This window comes from Micromonospora sp. DT47 (assembly GCF_049844475.1).
Classification (GTDB): domain Bacteria; phylum Actinomycetota; class Actinomycetes; order Mycobacteriales; family Micromonosporaceae; genus Micromonospora.
The window spans coordinates 104438-120402 of record NZ_JBNCLC010000001.1; the positions used below are offsets into that span (position 1 = coordinate 104438).

Below are 15965 nucleotides of genomic sequence, written 5' to 3' on the forward strand. Positions count from 1 at the left end.
CGGTTGCGTCCGGTGCGCAATTTTCGGTGGCCACCCGGGTACGTGCAACACTGGATGGTCGGCCTGCGGCGGGTGTCGCGCGAGGCGGCCGACGACCCGGAGCTTCAAGGAGAGGACGCTGGCGTGAGCGGTGGACCACTGATCGTGCAGTCCGACAAGACCCTGCTGCTGGAGATCGACCACCCCGACGCGCAGGCCTGCCGGATGGCGATCGCCCCCTTCGCCGAGCTGGAGCGCTCTCCCGAGCACGTGCACACCTACCGGCTCACCCCGCTCGGGCTGTGGAACGCCCGCGCCGCCGGGCACGACGCCGAGGGCGTGGTCGACACGCTGATCAAGTACTCCCGCTACCCGGTGCCGCACGGGCTGCTGGTCGACGTGGCCGAGACCATGGACCGGTACGGCCGGCTCCAGCTCGCCAACGACCCGGCGCACGGCCTGGTGCTGCGCGCCCTGGACCGGGTGGTGCTGATCGAGGTCGCCAAGAGCAAGAAGCTCGCCGGGATGCTCGGCGACAAGATCGACGACGACACCATCCAGGTGCACCCCTCGGAGCGGGGCCGGCTCAAGCAGGCGCTGCTCAAGCTGGGCTGGCCGGCGGAGGACCTGGCCGGCTACGTCGACGGCGAGGCGCACCCGATCGAGCTGGCCGAGCAGGGCAAGGACGGCCGCAAGCCGTGGACGCTGCGGTCGTACCAGCGGGAGGCCGTGGAGGCGTTCTGGGCCGGCGGGTCGGGTGTGGTGGTGCTCCCCTGCGGCGCCGGCAAGACCCTGGTCGGCGCGGCGGCGATGGCCGAGGCGAAGGCGACCACGCTGATCCTGGTGACCAACACGGTCGCCGGGAGGCAGTGGAAGCGGGAGCTGATCGCGCGTACCTCGCTGACCGAGGAGGAGATCGGGGAGTACTCCGGCGAGCGCAAGGAGATCCGCCCGGTCACCATCGCGACGTACCAGGTGCTCACCTCGCGGCGCGGCGGCGTGTTCACCCACCTGGACCTGTTCGGAGCCCGCGACTGGGGCCTGGTCGTCTACGACGAGGTCCACCTGCTGCCCGCGCCGATCTTCCGGTTCACCGCGGACCTCCAGGCCCGTCGCCGGCTAGGGCTGACGGCGACGCTGGTCCGCGAGGACGGCCGGGAGGGCGACGTGTTCAGCCTGATCGGCCCCAAGCGGTACGACGCGCCGTGGAAGGACATCGAGTCGCAGGGCTGGATCGCCCCGGCCGAGTGCACCGAGGTACGGGTGACCCTGACCGACGCGGAGCGCATGACGTACGCGACGGCGGAGTCCGAGGAGCGCTACCGGATGGCGGCGACCGCCCGGACCAAGCTGCCGGTGGTGAAGGCGCTGGTCGACCGGCACCCGGACGACCAGGTGCTGGTGATCGGCGCGTACATCGACCAGCTGCACCAGCTCGGCGAATACCTCGACGCGCCGATCATCCAGGGTTCGACGACCAACAAGGAGCGGGAGCGGCTCTTCGACGCGTTCCGCTCCGGCGAGGTCCGCACCCTGGTCATCTCCAAGGTCGGCAACTTCTCCATCGACCTGCCCGAGGCGGCGGTGGCGATCCAGGTCTCCGGCACCTTCGGCTCCCGCCAGGAGGAGGCGCAGCGTCTCGGCCGGGTGCTGCGGCCGAAGGCCGACCGACGGCAGGCGCACTTCTACACGGTGGTCTCCCGGGACACCATCGACACCGAGTACGCGGCGCACCGGCAGCGGTTCCTGGCGGAGCAGGGGTACGCGTACACGATCATCGACGCCGACGACGTGCTGGGGCCGAAGCTGCCGAGCGTGGACTGACCGGCCTGGTCAGGCGGCTCGGAGCTTTCCCAGCACGTACTGGTTGAGGCTCATCCCGTCCTCAGCGGCCCGCATGGCGAGTTCGCGGTGCAGGCTCTCGCCGACGCGGAGATTGAACTTGCCCGAGTAGCTGCGGTCAGCGAACGGCTGTGGCACCGGCTCACCCTGCTCCGCCATGTCCTCGATCACCTCACGCACCAGATCCTCAAGTCCTTGGAGGGCGCCGATCTGCGACGGCGCAAGCCAGGAGAGCGACGGGAACTCGACGCAGGTGGCGACGAACTCGTCATCCTCGGCGGACCAGGTGACGCGGTAGGTGTAGTGGGTGATCTCGGGACGGGCTTCGGGGTGCATCACATGGCCTCCTTCTTGTCGATCGCCTTGAGCACCTGCCGGACCTGGTAGGCCTTGGCCTTGCCCTTGTCGTTCTGGATGTTGACGCGTGGGTCGCCCGCCCAGGGCATCTTGAACACCGCGTGGGAGGTACCGGCCTGCCGGGGCTTTCCAAAGTAGTGCTCGCACACGCCGTAGAGATCGTTATAGGCGACGTTCCGCTGGTTGCTTCGCATCGCTTCAACGAGCTTGGCTACGGACGGCACGAAAAAATGGTACTGCATGCGGTACCAACTTCGCCACGCCTGCCGCAGATGCCGTCGATCGCGGACGAATCGGCCGGCCGCTCGGTCCCGCCGGCTCAGCGGCTCAGGACGGTCTCCCGCTCCATGTGCGACAGCTTCTCGGGATTGCGCACCGCGTAGAGGCCAGTGATGAGGCCGTCGTCGATGCGCACGGCCAGGACGGTGTCGAGCTCGCCGTCGAGCTGGAGGATCAGCGCCGGGTAGCCATTGACCTGCGCCGGCCGCAGCGACGAGATGTCGGCGACCCGGCCCCAGCCGCCGGCCAGCAGGCGTGCGACCTTGTCGGCCCCCACGATGGGCCGCAGGACGGCCTGCTTGACTCCGCCACCGTCGCCGAGAAGGACGACTTCTGGCGCGAGGATGTCGAGCAGGCTCTGCAGATCGCCGGTCTCGACCGCTCGTTGGAACGCATCGAGCGCGTACCGGGTCTCGGTCGCTGAGACGACCCGGCGCGGCCGACGCGCCGCGACGTGCGCCCGTGCCCGGTGTGCGATCTGGCGGACCGCGGCCGGGCTCTTGTCGACGGCTTCGGCGATCTCGTCGTACCCGACGTCGAACACCTCGCGCAGCACGAACACCGCCCGTTCGGTCGGTGCGAGCGTCTCCAGCACCAGCAGCATCGCCATCGAGACGCTGTCGGCCAACGCGACGTCCTCGGCCACGTCGGGCGCGGTGAGCAGCGGCTCGGGCAGCCAGGAGCCGACGTAGGACTCTTTGCGGCGGCCGAGCGTACGCAGCCGGGCGAGAGCCTGGCGGGTGGTGATCCGGACCAGGTAGGCACGCTGATCCCGCACCGTGCCGAGATCGACGCCCGTCCACCGCAACCACGTCTCCTGGAGGACGTCCTCCGCGTCGGCGGCCGAACCGAGCATCTCGTACGCGACGGTGAACAGCAGGTTGCGATGGGCGAGGAACACCTCGGTGGCCGGATCCGGGCGGTCGTCACGGTCGATGCCCCGGCCTCGATCGTCGGCTGCGGTCTGCGGCGTGCCCACCATGGGTGACTCCCGTTCGCTCTCGCCTGTGTCACCCAACAGATGCCGGACCTCGCCGTTGTGTGACACCTCCGGCTGTGGCGACCGTCACCCGGCCGCGCCGTCACAGGGATCTGATCGCCGGCATCTCGTGTTCGTCCAACCGAACACCACGAGTGAAGGACGGAACCATGGACGCCCGATTCAACATGTTCGACAACGAGATCGCCATGAAGTTCTTCAAGCGGTTCGCCAACGCCGGCATGGTGATCCGGCAGTCGCCGCTGCCGAAGTCCACGCAGGAGCTGGTGTCGCTGCGCGCCAGCCAGATCAACGGCTGCGGTTGGTGCATCGACATGCACACCAAGGAGGCCGCAGCCGCCGGTGAGGCCGCGGTCCGGCTCCACCTGGTCGCCGCCTGGCGCGAGTCCACCGTCTTCACCGAGGCCGAGCGGGCCGCGCTGGCGCTCGCCGAAGAGGGCACCCGGCTCGCCGACGCCCACCAGGGCGTGTCCGACGAGACCTGGGCCCAGGTACGCAAGCACTACGACGACGACCAGGTCGCCGCACTGGTCTCCCTGGTCGCCCTGATCAACGCGGCGAACCGGCTCGCGGTGATCGTGCATCAGCGGGGTGGTTCGTATCAGCCCGGCATGTTCGCCGCCGCGTTCGACTGACGCGCAGACGGATCCGGCCCGGCCCAGGATCATCCGATCCTGGGCCGGCGCTTACCTTGGCGACCTCCAAGAAACCCTTTTCACCGCGGACCTCCAGGCCCGCCGCCGGCTCGGCCTGACCGCCACCCTGGTCCGCGAGGACGGCCGGGAGGGCGACGTCTTCAGCCTGATCGGCCCCAAGCGGTACGACGCGCCGTGGAAGGACATCGAGTCGCAGGGCTGGATCGCCCCGGCCGAGTGCACCGAGGTACGGGTGACGCTGACCGATGCCGAGCGGATGACGTACGCGACGGCGGAGTCCGAGGAGCGCTACCGGATGGCGGCGACCGCCCGGACCAAGCTGCCGGTGGTGAAGGCGCTGGTCGACCGGCACCCGGACGACCAGGTGCTGGTAATCGGCGCGTACATCGACCAACTGCACCAGCTCGGCGAATACCTCGACGCGCCGATCATCCAGGGTTCGACGACCAACAAGGAGCGGGAGCGGCTCTTCGACGCGTTCCGCTCCGGCGAGCTGCGCACGCTCGTCATCTCCAAGGTCGGCAACTTCTCCATCGACCTGCCGGAGGCGGCAGTCGCGATCCAGGTGTCGGGCACGTTCGGCTCGCGCCAGGAGGAGGCGCAACGCCTCGGCCGGGTGCTGCGACCCAAGGCCGACAAGCGGCAGGCGCACTTCTCTACACGGTGGTCTCCCGGGACACCATCGACACCGAGTACGCCGCCCACCGGCAGCGCTTCCTCGCCGAGCAGGGGTACGCCTACACCATCGTGGACGCCGACGACGTCCTCGGCCCGAAGCTCCCGAGCGTGGACTGAGGAGACCGGCGCCCCGCTCACGGGGACGGTCCAGCCGAGCGGCCCGTTTCGCAGGCCGCTCGCGCCGCTGACCAGGGGCCGGGCCAAAGCTTCGAGTAATGGCTCCTCGGCCCGGCTCCAGAACCGTGTGACTAGTGATCGGGCCCCGTACCTTTCGCGGATCTCCGCAAGCCGATCACCGGCGGTCAATCCTGCCCGTCGGGTCCAGTCGTCATGTTCGCAAACCAAAGAGCATCCGACGTAGGAGATTCCTCGCGGACAAAACTCTGCCATCAAGACTTTTTCCAGCCCGCGCTCCTTTGCTTCATAGGTAGCGCTGGAGTGATGAGCAACTGGGCCCGCAATTCTCCTATCGAGGCCCTGCCGCACCACCCACCTAGCACCGTCCAAGGCATGAAAACCTGTGTCGGCGATATTCGGCGCGTAGCCGATATCATGCAGCCACGCCGCGGCCAGAAGGGCTTCCCACTTATCACCGGCGATCGCCCTTAACGCCTGCGCCTTTGCTGCAACGCCTTGCACATGCCGCCATCGGCGAGGAAGCGCAGATGCCAGGTGCTCTTCGCTATCCCACCACGTCTGAGTTGAGTAGTGGGACGCAACGAATGCCGGTAGAGCGGCAAGAAAGCGCCGACCGGGGAGCCAGTTAGGCGTACAACCTGTGTGGTTCGAGATCTAGAGGAACGTTAGCTGAGATCGGGATGTAGCCGCCGGTCTTTGGAGAAACCGGAGTGCTCAACAGCTGCTCCATCGTAACGCGACCTGATGTTCGCCACGTCCGGCCATGCTCGTAAAGGTAGAGACCGCCATCCACTACAGAGGCAAGTTCGTCCGAGTGAACGACCCTGATCTCGCCCGCAACTCCGAATCCCGTCAGCGGCTTATTCGCAGCGACCTCCTTCAACAGTCTTTCCATCTCCTCACGCTCACCCTCATCGCCGTCGAAGACGAACGTTACGGAGACGTCGATCAGCTGATGCGGGTTCCGCAGAACTTCAGGTGCGCCACTACGAAGAGACGAGATAGCAAGACGGGGCCGTGCATTTGCAGGATGCTTCTTAATGAACTGCTTCCACATCGTCTTGGGGTACTTCACGGCTCGAAGTCGAAGAATGTCCTGCCGAAGTCGTTCCCCAGCTGACGCACGTTCCGCTAGCTGATCAACACCGCGCCGAAGCATAATCTCGGGCCTGACCACTCTCCGATACGCTTCCACGTATTTTGGATTGAGTTCTACTCCCACGCCTCGCCGGCCGAGACGCTCAGCTTCCGCAACGACGGTTCCAGATCCAGCAAATGGATCGAGGACGACATCACCAGGATCGGTGCTAAGGAAGAGGATTCTCTCAATTAGGTCAGGGGGAAGTGGACACGCGTGCTGAACTGCGGAGTTGGCCCAAGTCCCTTGCGTGGGAATCGGTATCTCCCAGAGATTCGTCGGAGCTTTTCCCTGGGGGTTAAACCGTTCCGGGTACTGAACCCACCATTTAGACAGTTCCTTCGTCTCGCGAAGGCTGTCGACGTTGTATTTATAGTGGTCGGACTTCACTAGGAAGAGAACGTACTCGAAGACGTTCCGCAGGCGCCCCCTCCCCGACCAGGGGCGAGTCTTGTCTTTCTTCCATATGACAACGTCCCTCAGCGTCCAACCCGCCTCGCCGGCCACGCGCGCGAGGTCGAAGGGCAACGGTCGCACAGCGCTGGGCCGCTTTGACTGGTCATATATGGTGTCTGCAACCAGCCAGAGGGCACCGTCGTTGGTCGTCCTTTCGAGGATGGTCTTGAAGATCTCCCGACAATCCGCCAAGTACTCGGTGTAGCTCTGGCCCCAACCGACCTGATTTGGAACCCTATAGTTGATCAGGTCGGCGTAGGGCGGGGAGGTAATCGTGCAGGTGATCGGCGGACAGGCTCCGCCGGACTCCCGATCAAGTACCGTCCCCAGCTCCCGCGAGTCTCCTGGGTGGACAGTGAAGAAGGGATCTGGACCCTGAGCCTGCTGCACTCGTATCCCTCTTCTCGAAGATAGGAGATCTCTGGACAGCATAGATCCTCGGTCTGTCGAGATCTACCCTGCTGACTGCCCAGCCGTCCGCGTCATGCCTGGTCACAGGCCTGATCATCTAAACGTCTACGAGATCTCCTTCCGCTGTGACATACCCGACCCGGTCCAAGGCACGACGCAGGGCTGTCATCAGCACTTCGTTCGGGGTGCTCGAGGCTCGATGATCCCAGCAGAAGTCCAAGATCCAGGTGGCCATGGGAGCCGCGCCTAGCTCACCGCCGTAGCGCAGGATCCTTACCGTGTCAACCCTCCAGCCCGTGTTGTAGACCCGTCCAGCTAGCTTCGCTGGAATAAACGCCATAAGCAGCAGCTGCTGCTCTATCGTTCGACATGAAGCCATCTCGAAGGGCTCTTCGTCCCGCACCTGTCCGTACAGGGGGTCACCGAAAAGACGCTTGCACCCGGTGTCGAACTCCGGGCAGAGCCGGCATTGTTCATCAAGAAAGCGTTGAGCCTCTTCTTGAACCTCTTGCGGCCAAGGGATTTCTCCCTGCGCGGTAAGCAAGAGGGTCCAGTCGTGACGTGGGGTAGCGGCTGCTTGGAGGCTTGCAATCTTGACAACTGCTTCTACGACGGGAAAGAGCCCATTCTTGTAGACGATCGGATCGTTGAGGTCGAGATTGATGACGCCGGCGGTGAAAGTTGCCCGGTCTTTCCCAGAAGGGAACGCGATCTGGCTAAAACCATGCAAGCCGTTGTAAAAGTCATTCTCGATAATCTTCAGGCCCAGGAAGTTGATCTGCAGATCGAGGACGGCCATCGAATCCTTCTCGACCGCGATCACGCGCATATTGTCGGCTTCCGCAATCGCGCCCGATTCTGTTACCGCGATCAAGCCTTCCTCGATAAGTAGCTTCAAGTCAAGACCCGCTGCCCCGGGCAGTGTCAGATAGAAAGGCACGGATTGTGGTAGCTCTGCCTTTCTTCTGCGTACTACCTCGACCCACAACGCACGGATTGCCGCCTTTGCGGGGCGTTCGGCATGCATGGCGTTATCAATTGCCCTCCCCGAGTTCACCATCAGCCTCGCAGCCGCTTGGTCAGCTCTTCAATAAATGCCTGCGCGGTTTCTTTGGTAAGAGTCTCCTGGGCTACTTCTAGTACTATCTCGTAGAGTTCACTCACGGAGAACTTCTTATTGATGTTCTGCCGAGCGGATCTGGCGCGGGGCATTTTCGATGTGGCTGGCCTTGGGGTGGAGGCTTGGGGGGGAGGCGGGGTAAAAGCTTGAGTAATTACCTTCTGAACGCTAGGTCCGTATGTCTGGCCGACCCGCTTGGCGGCGGCCTCAATCCGGTCGACCTCTGCCGTAACCCGTTCCTGCTTGCGCTGCTCCGACTGCTTACTGTGTAGTTCGCGGCGGACTTCCCGGAGGAAATCGCGGAGCTGGTCGTGGAACCATTTGCGTAGCTCCACGTACGCCGGATGCGTGTCTCGCAGCGTTCGCCGGTCGATGTTGAGGGCATCCTCAAGTCGATCGTCCGCATAGATCTCGGCCGTGACCCATCGCTGAAAAAGGGTCCCCTCAGCGTGGGGAAATCCCATGAAGTCGTTGTTGTACTCACCGACAGCGGCATTGCGGATGCGGATCAAGACGCCGTTAAGGTCTTCGGGGCGAAGGACGCCGCGCTGGGCATATAAGTAGCCCCTGGCACCCACATGCCGACCGTTCAGCTCAATTCCGCGGATGATCGAATTACTCTCATCGGCCTTCAATACTACTGGCTTTTGGAGCGCGGTCCCGTCGTACTCGACGCGGAACTTAAGGGCCTCCAGCTGGTCTTCGAAGGGGGTCACCACATCTGCGTAGCTCTCCGCGATCCAACCATCGGGATAAGTTACGGGAACGTTTAGAGCTACTCCCAACATTGTTTGACTGTATTCGTCAAGCGATGACCATGAGTCGAGGCTGGATAGTCTCCTAGCGATCGAGTCGGGCCTTAGGCCGTAAAGCGAGTGGTCTCTGCTCCCACCAACGGGCGCGTCGGCGCCAGCAAGGATGTCTCGCGCCGTACCCCGAACCTGCTTCAAGAAGATTCGGGTGAAGTGAGCATCTGGGTCGGCTCTGAGGATCTCTCCTTGATAATCACCCTTAGCGTAGTCCGAACTGCCTTCACGCTTCCTCGCCTCGGGAGGCAGTCGCATCAGCTCAAAGTCGATGGTTACGTGCAGCAGGTCGGTGCTGCCCTCAGTCGTCGAGAAAATCTCCATCTGCTCGCAGAGTTCGTTCGCGGCGATGAAGCCAATTCCGATCTTCCCGATTTTTGGGCGACCAGACGCGGTGTATTCCGAGCCATCCCTCTTGTGGGATTCGCTGATCCGACTGAAATGCTTGACGAACTGATCGCGGGTCATGCCCACGCCGTCGTCTTCGATGATTATCCGATCGGCGTCAGGCTTAACTAGGACGCGGACCCGGCTGGCGTCGGCGTCGAAGCTGTTGTTGACAAGCTCCTTCAGGCATGCGGCCGGGTCCTTGTATAGGCCAGAGCTCAAGCTGTCAATGATGCGAGAGCCCACGAGGATTTGGCCCTTAAACTGGCTGTCGGTTCCAGGCCCTGGCAAGTCGACGTCCGTCATGTCGCATCACTCCTCGGGGCGTCGAACATCGTTCTGCAGAGGGTAACGGTCCTACGGCCCTCTGTGGACCCCTCGGTGGACGGATCACCGCATCTTGTCCGGCTTGGTCCGCTTACCCTGCGAGGATTTTGTGCACGGGATCAAGGCGGCCCGCTTCGCAGGCCGCTCGAGCCGCCGAACCTGGGCCGGGCCGATGGCCCGCCGCCGCGCCTCTGGCCTCCGGCCACCGGTGCGTCGGTTGCAGCCCGCCGACGGCGCGGAATATGGCGAAGCCCCGGGCCGCTGATGACAGCAGGTTCCGGGGCTTGTGATGTTCGGTAGTCGCTAGGAGGAAGCCGAGCAGCGTGGCTACTACCGCGGTTCAGAGGCTGAAGCGCTAATCGAGGCTGCGGACGACCAGGGTCAGGACAAGGACCGGCGGAGCCGAGCAGACGCGCACAGGATCAACCCGACGAAGTGGAGCTCATTCGGTTGCCCGCGGGTGCGCTGGGGATGCGTAGGTCACCCAGACCACGCGTCGCTCGTGGTCCGGGCAGTACCAAATCCTGCCACCGCTCGTGACCTCATATTGCCATTGTTCAAGATTGTCGCCTTGAACCATACGGCTTCCGAGTTCACCCTTGAGTCGGTGTTGTCGATGGGGTGTGCTCGGATCCTCGGGGCCATAGGTGAGAGCCTCCCAGGCCTTCCACAGGTTCCCGGGCGCGGCCTTGATCAGCTCTTCCCATCCCTCGGCCGCTTCCTTGGTGCCGAAGCGCAATTCCCACCCGCCTGGGGGAGCCGGTGGTGCTACCCGATCATTCCTCTTCGGCACCAGCTTCCTCCGGCGACATCGGCACAGGTACAGGACCGAGGTCGGAGTCTACCGCCCGAGAGAGCTCCCGGGCGAGTGCCGGGTCGGCGTGAATCGCCGCAGTCTGCTGCCATTCGTGAATCATTCTCCCGAACGGCGTCCACACGTCAAGATCGCTACAAGCCTCAAGGGTCCACATGAACTCTCTGACAAACTCGTTGCGATCTTTTTCCGGAAGGAAGTTTGCCCAAGGAAAGGCATCGACCAAGGCCTCCGCTACAAGGTCGACCCCGCCGTGTGCAAGCAGGTTGCGGAGCAGCCGGGCGCTCGTCTCCATCCCCTGCTGGGCCTGCTGAGCGCGGTCTTCCCGCATGATCACAAACGGGACGCCGTCGCCGCGCCGTTCAAGCCGCACCTCACCTGATGAATCGACTGCAGCCGCAACCTCACGCGGTGTGCGCGCTGCGTCACTCCACTGCATAGTCTTCATGGGTCCAATGCTGAACTAGTTCAGGCTCTTGCGCAACACTTTTCGAGTGATGCAGCTCACACTATGCTGGCCTTGACTTGACCCGGCGCTCGCGAGGGGTGTAGTAAGGGCCGTCACGTTCGTCCGGTCTGACGTGCTTCGGCCTGGCCCCTGGCGTGTGTCTCACTGTCAGTGGGCGGAAACTTTGCCATGCACCTTCCTGATCCGCCATCCGCCGTCTGCCTCACGCGGTAGTGATCGTTTGGCTACGGCGTGGTGAGCGTCAGGGTGGGGCTCGTTTATTCAGCGACGCGTCGGAGCCGGCGGACGGACGTGGGTTCCGTCCCTCGCGGTCTGCCTCCGGCGGGGCCTCGGGCACTCCGCGATGGTGGCGCCCTCCCGACAGCCTCCGTCCGGGCGAAGCCGAGTGGGCAGGACCTGCCCGGTCCACGGTATGCGGACGAAGGCCGACGGGATGACTAGAGGCGAGGGCGAGACGGCAAACGCGAACGATTGCGCCAGCCAGATCATTGGGCACACGCCGGGCACAAATGATACCAACAAGGGCTGTCAACCGTTGTGAGGCAACGAGAGACGTCGCCCAGGCCAGCACGCCGATCCGCCCGATCTGAGACGATCAATGCTCCAGCAGAGGGGTTCAGGGTTCAAGTCCCTGGGCCTCCGGAACCGAAGAACGAGCGGCCAGGGAAGCGGCCTGGGCGAAGGCCGGGGTGCCCATTCAACACAGCCCGCCCTCACGGATCAAGACCATGCTGGTTGGCCAGCAAGACCTCATCACCGGGTTCGAGCGTCGCATCACCCGCCGGATGCCCTCACCGCCGAGACCGATCGGGCCGAACAGGAAGGCAGCCCTTGGTATCCACTCGGCCGTTGAACACCGGCTAGTCAGCCGCTGGTCGACTCCCGGTCACATACACGCCCTTGCCTTGACGACCTTCGACCAACCCCTCGGCCTGCAGGATCAGCAGAGCGGATCGGACCGGCTCGGCGGAGACACCGTAGTGCGCAGACATCTCACGCAGTGAAGGCAGCTTCGCGCCGACGCCATAATCGCCCGACGCGATCTTGTCGCGAATATCCTGGGCGATGCGCTGACGGTCTGAGATTCGGGGCATGGCAACTCCTGGTAGGCCCCAAGATCCTCCCACGCCAACGCTCCGTCAGCCAAGACTTTGCCTGCTTAGCATGATTGGTTCTTGCGCTTTGCATGCTTTGCATTGTATGTTGCTTCCCGGGTGCCCGGCATCGGATCGCCTGGTAGGCAGCCGGCCTCCCGGTTGGGCATCCACCACCGCTGGCACGGCTGGCTTCCCTCGCCAGCCGTGCCAGCACCTCACCGATGGGTCCAGCAACCGAAAAGCGGCCCTGCTGTCGTACCGCCGATCGAGGCTGCGGTGGCAGGGCGGGGCGGTCTTCGCCGACCGAAACCGGCAGGAGACCGCCCCATCCACTTCGACCCGATCCGACGAAGGGCGGTCACCCCGTGCGCAACCTGATCCGCCGGCTGGCGAGCCGACGCGAGGAACGACGTACGACGGAAAACGCCGGCCCACCCCAGGGTCGGGCTCCCCTACGGCCCTGGCAGATCCGCGACCGGTGCTTCAACGTCCGCCGGCACGGCCTCGACCCCGTCGAGATCCGCGCCTTCCTGCACCGCGTGGCCGACGAACTCGCCGTCACGCAGACCGCCCTGGTCGCGGTGCAGGAGGAGAACGTACGGATCAAGAACGCCCTGCGCGCGTGGCAGAGTGCCCAGTCGGCGAACCACCGCTACCGATGACCGGCCGCTGGGTGATCCACCTGCCGGTCACCGCGCCCGACCTGCTCCGGGCCCGGATCTTCGCCCGGACCACGGCCCGGGTGCTGGCGCGGCTCAGCGCGTGCGTCGACCCCGGGGAGGTCACGGTGTCGGCCGAGGACGAGCAGGGCGTGCACCATCGGGTCTTCTGCGACCGGCTGCTGCCCGGCGGGGCGCGGTGCGCCCTGCCGGTCGATCACACCGCGCCCTGCTCGCGGCGCGCGCCGTGGCTCAACCGGCGGTGAAGGCGGCCGGGCGGCGGCTTCGCATCAGCCGTCAGAGCAGCGGTCTGCGTATACGAAAGGGGTTGACGAGCCGCTGGCTGCGGCCCGTCAACCCCGACACGTACCCTCCAGGGCTTGGTTACTTGACGCCACCGGCCCGGAACGCCAGCCAGGCGTCGCTCATCCGGTCCGCCTGTCCTGCGCTGAACATGTCCATGCAGGAGTCCTGCGAGTAGTCCATGAAGTTGTGGATCGGGTCCAGCCCGGGTGCGGTGCAGGTGTCCGCGCCCACCGGGCAGTTGAACTGCGGGTGCGCTTCACGCGGGGTGTCCGCGACGTAGTCGCCGGAGGCGGAGCACCCGTGCGCGAAGGTGTGCTCCAGCATCAGCCAGTGCCCAACCTCGTGCGTCAGCGTGTCGCCCAGGGAGTACTTGCCCGCCGTTCCGCCCGGCATCGACTCATCGAGCATCACCACGCCGTCGATGTAGTCCCGGCCGTTGTTGTAACCCTTCGGGAAGTACGCCCAGCCGAGGAGCCCGCCGCCGATGTTGGCCGCGTACACGTTCAGGGTGCGGGAGTCGCCGGTGTACAACGCCTGCTTCATGTTCCGCTCGTTCTTGCCCGGCACGACCGTGTACCAGTCGCTGTTCACCGTCCACTTCGTGTCGGCGAGCGAGAACCGGAACGGCGTGTCGGAGGCGTTCGCCGCCGTGCGCCCCGCGAACGAATCGTTGAGCACCGTCATCTGCGCCGCGATCAGGGTGTTCCACCTGTTCGTCTCGGCCGCGCTGAGGGGGTGGTCGGAGATCATGTGGAAGATCGTGGGCACGGTGACGCTGCCGTTGGGCAGGCGCGGCGAATCCTTGATCACGCCGTAGGCGTTCGCCTCGTTCTTCGAATACAGCTCCGGTTCCTTTGCGGTGGCGCCCTCGCTCACCCGCGCCGCGCTGTGCCCCTCGGCACCCGGCTCACACGCCGCAACACCCGCGGAGGCGGTCACGGACGCTGCCGTGCCCACCGCCGCGGAGGCTCCGCCGGCCGCCAGGAATGTCGCAGCGGTAGCGGTCAGGACCGCCAGTTGGAAAGTCGATCTCCTGCGCATCGTTGCACCTTTCACGCATGGGGGATGGAAGCCGAGCGGGATGGACGGGGGTCCCGCGACAAGGTCCCTACATCGTCGTCCCGGTATAACAACACGCCATTGACGTTAACAACAGCCCAAGAGAGGGAAGCGTCGCCAGATCGTGTGGGTTGTCGGCGATCCGGGGTCACGAGCGGCGGCGCAGGTAGCGGGCGCGGCGGCCGGCGTCGTGGAACCCGAGCCGCCGGTACAGCGCGACGGCCGGGTTGTTGTCGTTCACGCAGAGCCACGCCTCCCGGGCGCCGTCCCCGGCCAGCGACCGCAGCGCCGTCCCCACCAGGTACGCCCCGACCCGTCGGTGCCGCCAGCCGGGGACGACGCCCACCTGGTCGACCCAGTTGTCGATGACGTTGAGGAAGCCGACGGCCGTGCCGCCGGGACCGCGAGCGATCAACGACAGGTCCGGCCGGTACTCGTCGTCCTCCCGCAGCTCACCCCACCAGTCCTCAACGCTGGGCGCGCCGAAGCCGGGTCGGTCGGCAAAGGACGCGCGGTAGGTCTCGAACAGCTCGGGGCCGATCTCCCAGGTCACCGGCTCGGTGCGCACGTCGTCGGGGCGCGCGACATCCGGGAGGGCGTGGAGGTCGTGCCGCAGCACCGACTCGGCGAAGGTCCGCTCGCAGCCGCGCGCCGTGAAGAGGGCCTCCGCGCCCGGACTCCAGGACTCGGTGGTCACGAGCAGGTCGGCGTCGTCGGCCTGCTCGTCCGCCCAGCGCAACAGCCGACTGCCGAGACCCCGCTCCCGCCAGGCCGGATGCACCAGGCCGGTGCTGGTGGCCGGCTGCCCGGCGGTGCCGACGCCCACGGCCGCGACCAGGCTGCCCTCGTGCCAGACGCCGAGGGTACGGTCCTGGAGCAGCCGGGCCCGCAGCAGCGGAGTGCGGGCGAACAGCGGCAGACCACCGTCAACGGCCAGGCACGCCTCGGCCAGTTCCGTCAGCGCCGCGAGGTGTTCCTCGCCGAACTCTTTCCAGGTCAGCGCGTCCCCGCCCGGTTCCGTCCGGTCCAGCATGATCCCCTGCCCCTTCGCCTGCCGCCGGTCGCACGGCGTCCGGCCATGGCGGCTGATAGCGGGCCGGCGCGTACGGCGTCCGGTGGGCAGTAGGCATCCCGGCCCGGACCGGTGTCAACCGGATTCGGTCCCGTCCGGCACCTCGGATCGACAGCGTCAGAGGACCCGCGTGGGCTGCTCGGCGGCGATGCGGGCGTCCCGTCGGGCGGGGTCGAGGTTCGCGCAGATCACCACGGACGCGTCGGCGGCGAGCGGGGCGAGCAGCCACTTCAGCGGCTGCTCGTGTTCGGCCGCGTCGACCAGCAGCCGGTCGCCGGCCCGCAGGTCGAGCTGTTCCGCGATCTCCGTCGCCAGCCGACGCCACTCGCCGTAGCTCGTGCCATCCGGGCTGGCCGGGTCGGACGGGTGGATGGCGGTGTAGTCAGGCGGGGTGTCGGTGTGGCGGAGCACCTCGGTGGTCCAGTCGAGCCAGCCCACAGGCACCTCGGCCAGCGGGCCGGGCCCGGTGCCGACGAGGTAGTGGTGCCGCCCCTCGGGCACGTCCTCCAGCCAGTCGTCGAGGCGTTCCGGGGTCACGAACACCGCGTCGTACGGCTGGTCGCCGCCCGGTTCGAGGACCGGCAGCCCGGCGGTGGCCCGCGGCCGGAACGACACCGCCATCCCGACCGACCAGGCGCCGATCAGCACCGCGGCGGTACGCCAGTGCGGCGGCAGCAGCACCGCGACCCGGCTGCCCGGGCCCAGTCCGCAGCCGTCCCGCAGCAGGCCCGCGCTGCGCGCCGCCCAGCTCCCGAGCTGGCCCGCGGTCAACTCCACCCGCTCGCCGGTCGCGTCGTCGTGGTAGCTGAGCAGCGGACTTTCGACCTCCGCGACGGCTGCGCCGATGACGTGGGTGGCGCTCTGCCCGCTCTGCATCCTCACCCATCCCTTCGGCGGCCTCCGCCCACCCTACCG

General features: G+C 65.9%; 15 protein-coding genes and 1 pseudogene. 5 read left to right on the forward strand and 11 right to left on the reverse strand.

What is annotated here, in order from left to right:
- Nucleotides 1-123 precede the first annotated feature (123 nt).
- Nucleotides 124-1803 carry a DNA repair helicase XPB gene (locus tag ACLQ2U_RS00545; RefSeq protein ID WP_425748494.1) on the forward strand — a complete coding sequence of 560 codons (1680 nt, stop codon included), beginning with the start codon at nt 124-126 and terminating at the stop codon, nt 1801-1803.
- Between the two features lie 9 nt (nt 1804-1812).
- Here the strand turns inward: ACLQ2U_RS00545 and ACLQ2U_RS00550 are convergent, their stop codons facing one another.
- The 3 genes from ACLQ2U_RS00550 to ACLQ2U_RS00560 form a co-directional block, all read right to left on the reverse strand.
- Complete coding sequence (locus tag ACLQ2U_RS00550) at nt 1813-2157, reverse strand: type II toxin-antitoxin system HicB family antitoxin (RefSeq protein WP_425748495.1); 345 nt, start codon at nt 2155-2157, stop codon at nt 1813-1815.
- Nucleotides 2157-2402 (reverse strand): toxin HicA, encoded by a 246-nt coding sequence (locus ACLQ2U_RS00555; protein ID WP_425748496.1) that lies wholly within the window; start codon nt 2400-2402, stop codon nt 2157-2159. Before ACLQ2U_RS00555 ends, ACLQ2U_RS00550 begins: the two co-directional genes overlap by 1 nt.
- Nucleotides 2403-2497: 95 nt before the next feature.
- Nucleotides 2498-3439, reverse strand: coding sequence for an RNA polymerase sigma-70 factor (locus ACLQ2U_RS00560; RefSeq protein WP_425748497.1), 942 nt, complete (start codon nt 3437-3439; stop codon nt 2498-2500).
- A 167-nt stretch (nt 3440-3606) separates the two neighbouring features.
- Between ACLQ2U_RS00560 and ACLQ2U_RS00565 the strand changes: the two genes are divergently transcribed.
- Together ACLQ2U_RS00565 and ACLQ2U_RS00570 are read left to right on the forward strand one after the other, a co-directional pair.
- On the forward strand, nt 3607-4092 hold the full coding sequence (locus ACLQ2U_RS00565; protein WP_425748498.1) for a carboxymuconolactone decarboxylase family protein: 486 nt from the start codon (nt 3607-3609) through the stop codon (nt 4090-4092).
- 253 nt (nt 4093-4345) lie between these two features.
- A pseudogene (locus ACLQ2U_RS00570) lies at nt 4346-4908 on the forward strand (helicase-related protein).
- Nucleotides 4909-5554: 646 nt separating this feature from the next.
- Here ACLQ2U_RS00570 and ACLQ2U_RS00575 read toward each other — a convergent pair.
- From ACLQ2U_RS00575 to ACLQ2U_RS00595, 5 genes are all read right to left on the reverse strand, one after another.
- Complete coding sequence (locus tag ACLQ2U_RS00575) at nt 5555-6913, reverse strand: DNA methyltransferase (protein ID WP_425748499.1); 1359 nt, start codon at nt 6911-6913, stop codon at nt 5555-5557.
- A 118-nt stretch (nt 6914-7031) separates the two neighbouring features.
- A complete protein-coding gene (locus ACLQ2U_RS00580) occupies nt 7032-7961 on the reverse strand; it encodes a hypothetical protein (RefSeq protein ID WP_425748500.1) in 930 nt (309 codons plus the stop codon).
- Nucleotides 7962-7993: 32 nt separating this feature from the next.
- Nucleotides 7994-9553, reverse strand: coding sequence for an ATP-binding protein (locus ACLQ2U_RS00585; RefSeq protein WP_425748501.1), 1560 nt, complete (start codon nt 9551-9553; stop codon nt 7994-7996).
- Between the two features lie 797 nt (nt 9554-10350).
- Nucleotides 10351-10836, reverse strand: a complete 486-nt coding sequence (locus ACLQ2U_RS00590) for a hypothetical protein (protein ID WP_425748502.1) — start codon at nt 10834-10836, stop codon at nt 10351-10353.
- 881 nt (nt 10837-11717) lie between these two features.
- A complete protein-coding gene (locus ACLQ2U_RS00595) occupies nt 11718-11951 on the reverse strand; it encodes a winged helix-turn-helix domain-containing protein (RefSeq protein WP_425748503.1) in 234 nt (77 codons plus the stop codon).
- 368 nt (nt 11952-12319) lie between these two features.
- On the opposite strand from ACLQ2U_RS00595, the gene ACLQ2U_RS00600 reads away from it, so the two are divergent.
- Nucleotides 12320-12616, forward strand: a complete 297-nt coding sequence (locus ACLQ2U_RS00600; RefSeq protein WP_425748504.1) for a DivIVA domain-containing protein — start codon at nt 12320-12322, stop codon at nt 12614-12616.
- Nucleotides 12613-12879, forward strand: coding sequence for a hypothetical protein (locus tag ACLQ2U_RS00605; protein ID WP_425748505.1), 267 nt, complete (start codon nt 12613-12615; stop codon nt 12877-12879). Before ACLQ2U_RS00600 ends, ACLQ2U_RS00605 begins: the two co-directional genes overlap by 4 nt.
- A gap of 118 nt (nt 12880-12997) precedes the next feature.
- Here ACLQ2U_RS00605 and ACLQ2U_RS00610 read toward each other — a convergent pair whose 3' ends face one another.
- The 3 genes from ACLQ2U_RS00610 to ACLQ2U_RS00620 form a co-directional block, all read right to left on the reverse strand.
- Entirely contained in the window at nt 12998-13858 is an 861-nt protein-coding gene (locus ACLQ2U_RS00610; RefSeq protein WP_425748506.1) for a zinc metalloprotease, read from the reverse strand.
- A gap of 268 nt (nt 13859-14126) precedes the next feature.
- Nucleotides 14127-15011, reverse strand: a complete 885-nt coding sequence (locus ACLQ2U_RS00615) for a GNAT family N-acetyltransferase (RefSeq protein WP_425748507.1) — start codon at nt 15009-15011, stop codon at nt 14127-14129.
- Nucleotides 15012-15167: 156 nt separating this feature from the next.
- On the reverse strand, nt 15168-15926 hold the full coding sequence (locus ACLQ2U_RS00620; protein WP_425748508.1) for a TIGR03089 family protein: 759 nt from the start codon (nt 15924-15926) through the stop codon (nt 15168-15170).
- Nucleotides 15927-15965 lie beyond the last annotated feature (39 nt).

What these genes read in the sequence shown, in the direction of transcription:
- ACLQ2U_RS00550 (WP_425748495.1), bottom strand. Translation starts at nt 2,157, where the DNA reads ATGCACCCCGAAGCCCGTCCCGAGATCACCCACTACACCTACCGCGTC.
- ACLQ2U_RS00560 (WP_425748497.1), bottom strand. Translation starts at nt 3,439, where the DNA reads ATGGTGGGCACGCCGCAGACCGCAGCCGACGATCGAGGCCGGGGCATC.
- ACLQ2U_RS00565 (WP_425748498.1), top strand. Translation starts at nt 3,607, where the DNA reads ATGGACGCCCGATTCAACATGTTCGACAACGAGATCGCCATGAAGTTC.
- ACLQ2U_RS00580 (WP_425748500.1), bottom strand. Translation starts at nt 7,961, where the DNA reads ATGCATGCCGAACGCCCCGCAAAGGCGGCAATCCGTGCGTTGTGGGTC.
- ACLQ2U_RS00585 (WP_425748501.1), bottom strand. Translation starts at nt 9,553, where the DNA reads ATGACGGACGTCGACTTGCCAGGGCCTGGAACCGACAGCCAGTTTAAG.
- ACLQ2U_RS00590 (WP_425748502.1), bottom strand. Translation starts at nt 10,836, where the DNA reads ATGAAGACTATGCAGTGGAGTGACGCAGCGCGCACACCGCGTGAGGTT.
- ACLQ2U_RS00595 (WP_425748503.1), bottom strand. Translation starts at nt 11,951, where the DNA reads ATGCCCCGAATCTCAGACCGTCAGCGCATCGCCCAGGATATTCGCGAC.
- ACLQ2U_RS00605 (WP_425748505.1), top strand. Translation starts at nt 12,613, where the DNA reads ATGACCGGCCGCTGGGTGATCCACCTGCCGGTCACCGCGCCCGACCTG.
- ACLQ2U_RS00615 (WP_425748507.1), bottom strand. Translation starts at nt 15,011, where the DNA reads ATGCTGGACCGGACGGAACCGGGCGGGGACGCGCTGACCTGGAAAGAG.
- ACLQ2U_RS00620 (WP_425748508.1), bottom strand. Translation starts at nt 15,926, where the DNA reads ATGCAGAGCGGGCAGAGCGCCACCCACGTCATCGGCGCAGCCGTCGCG.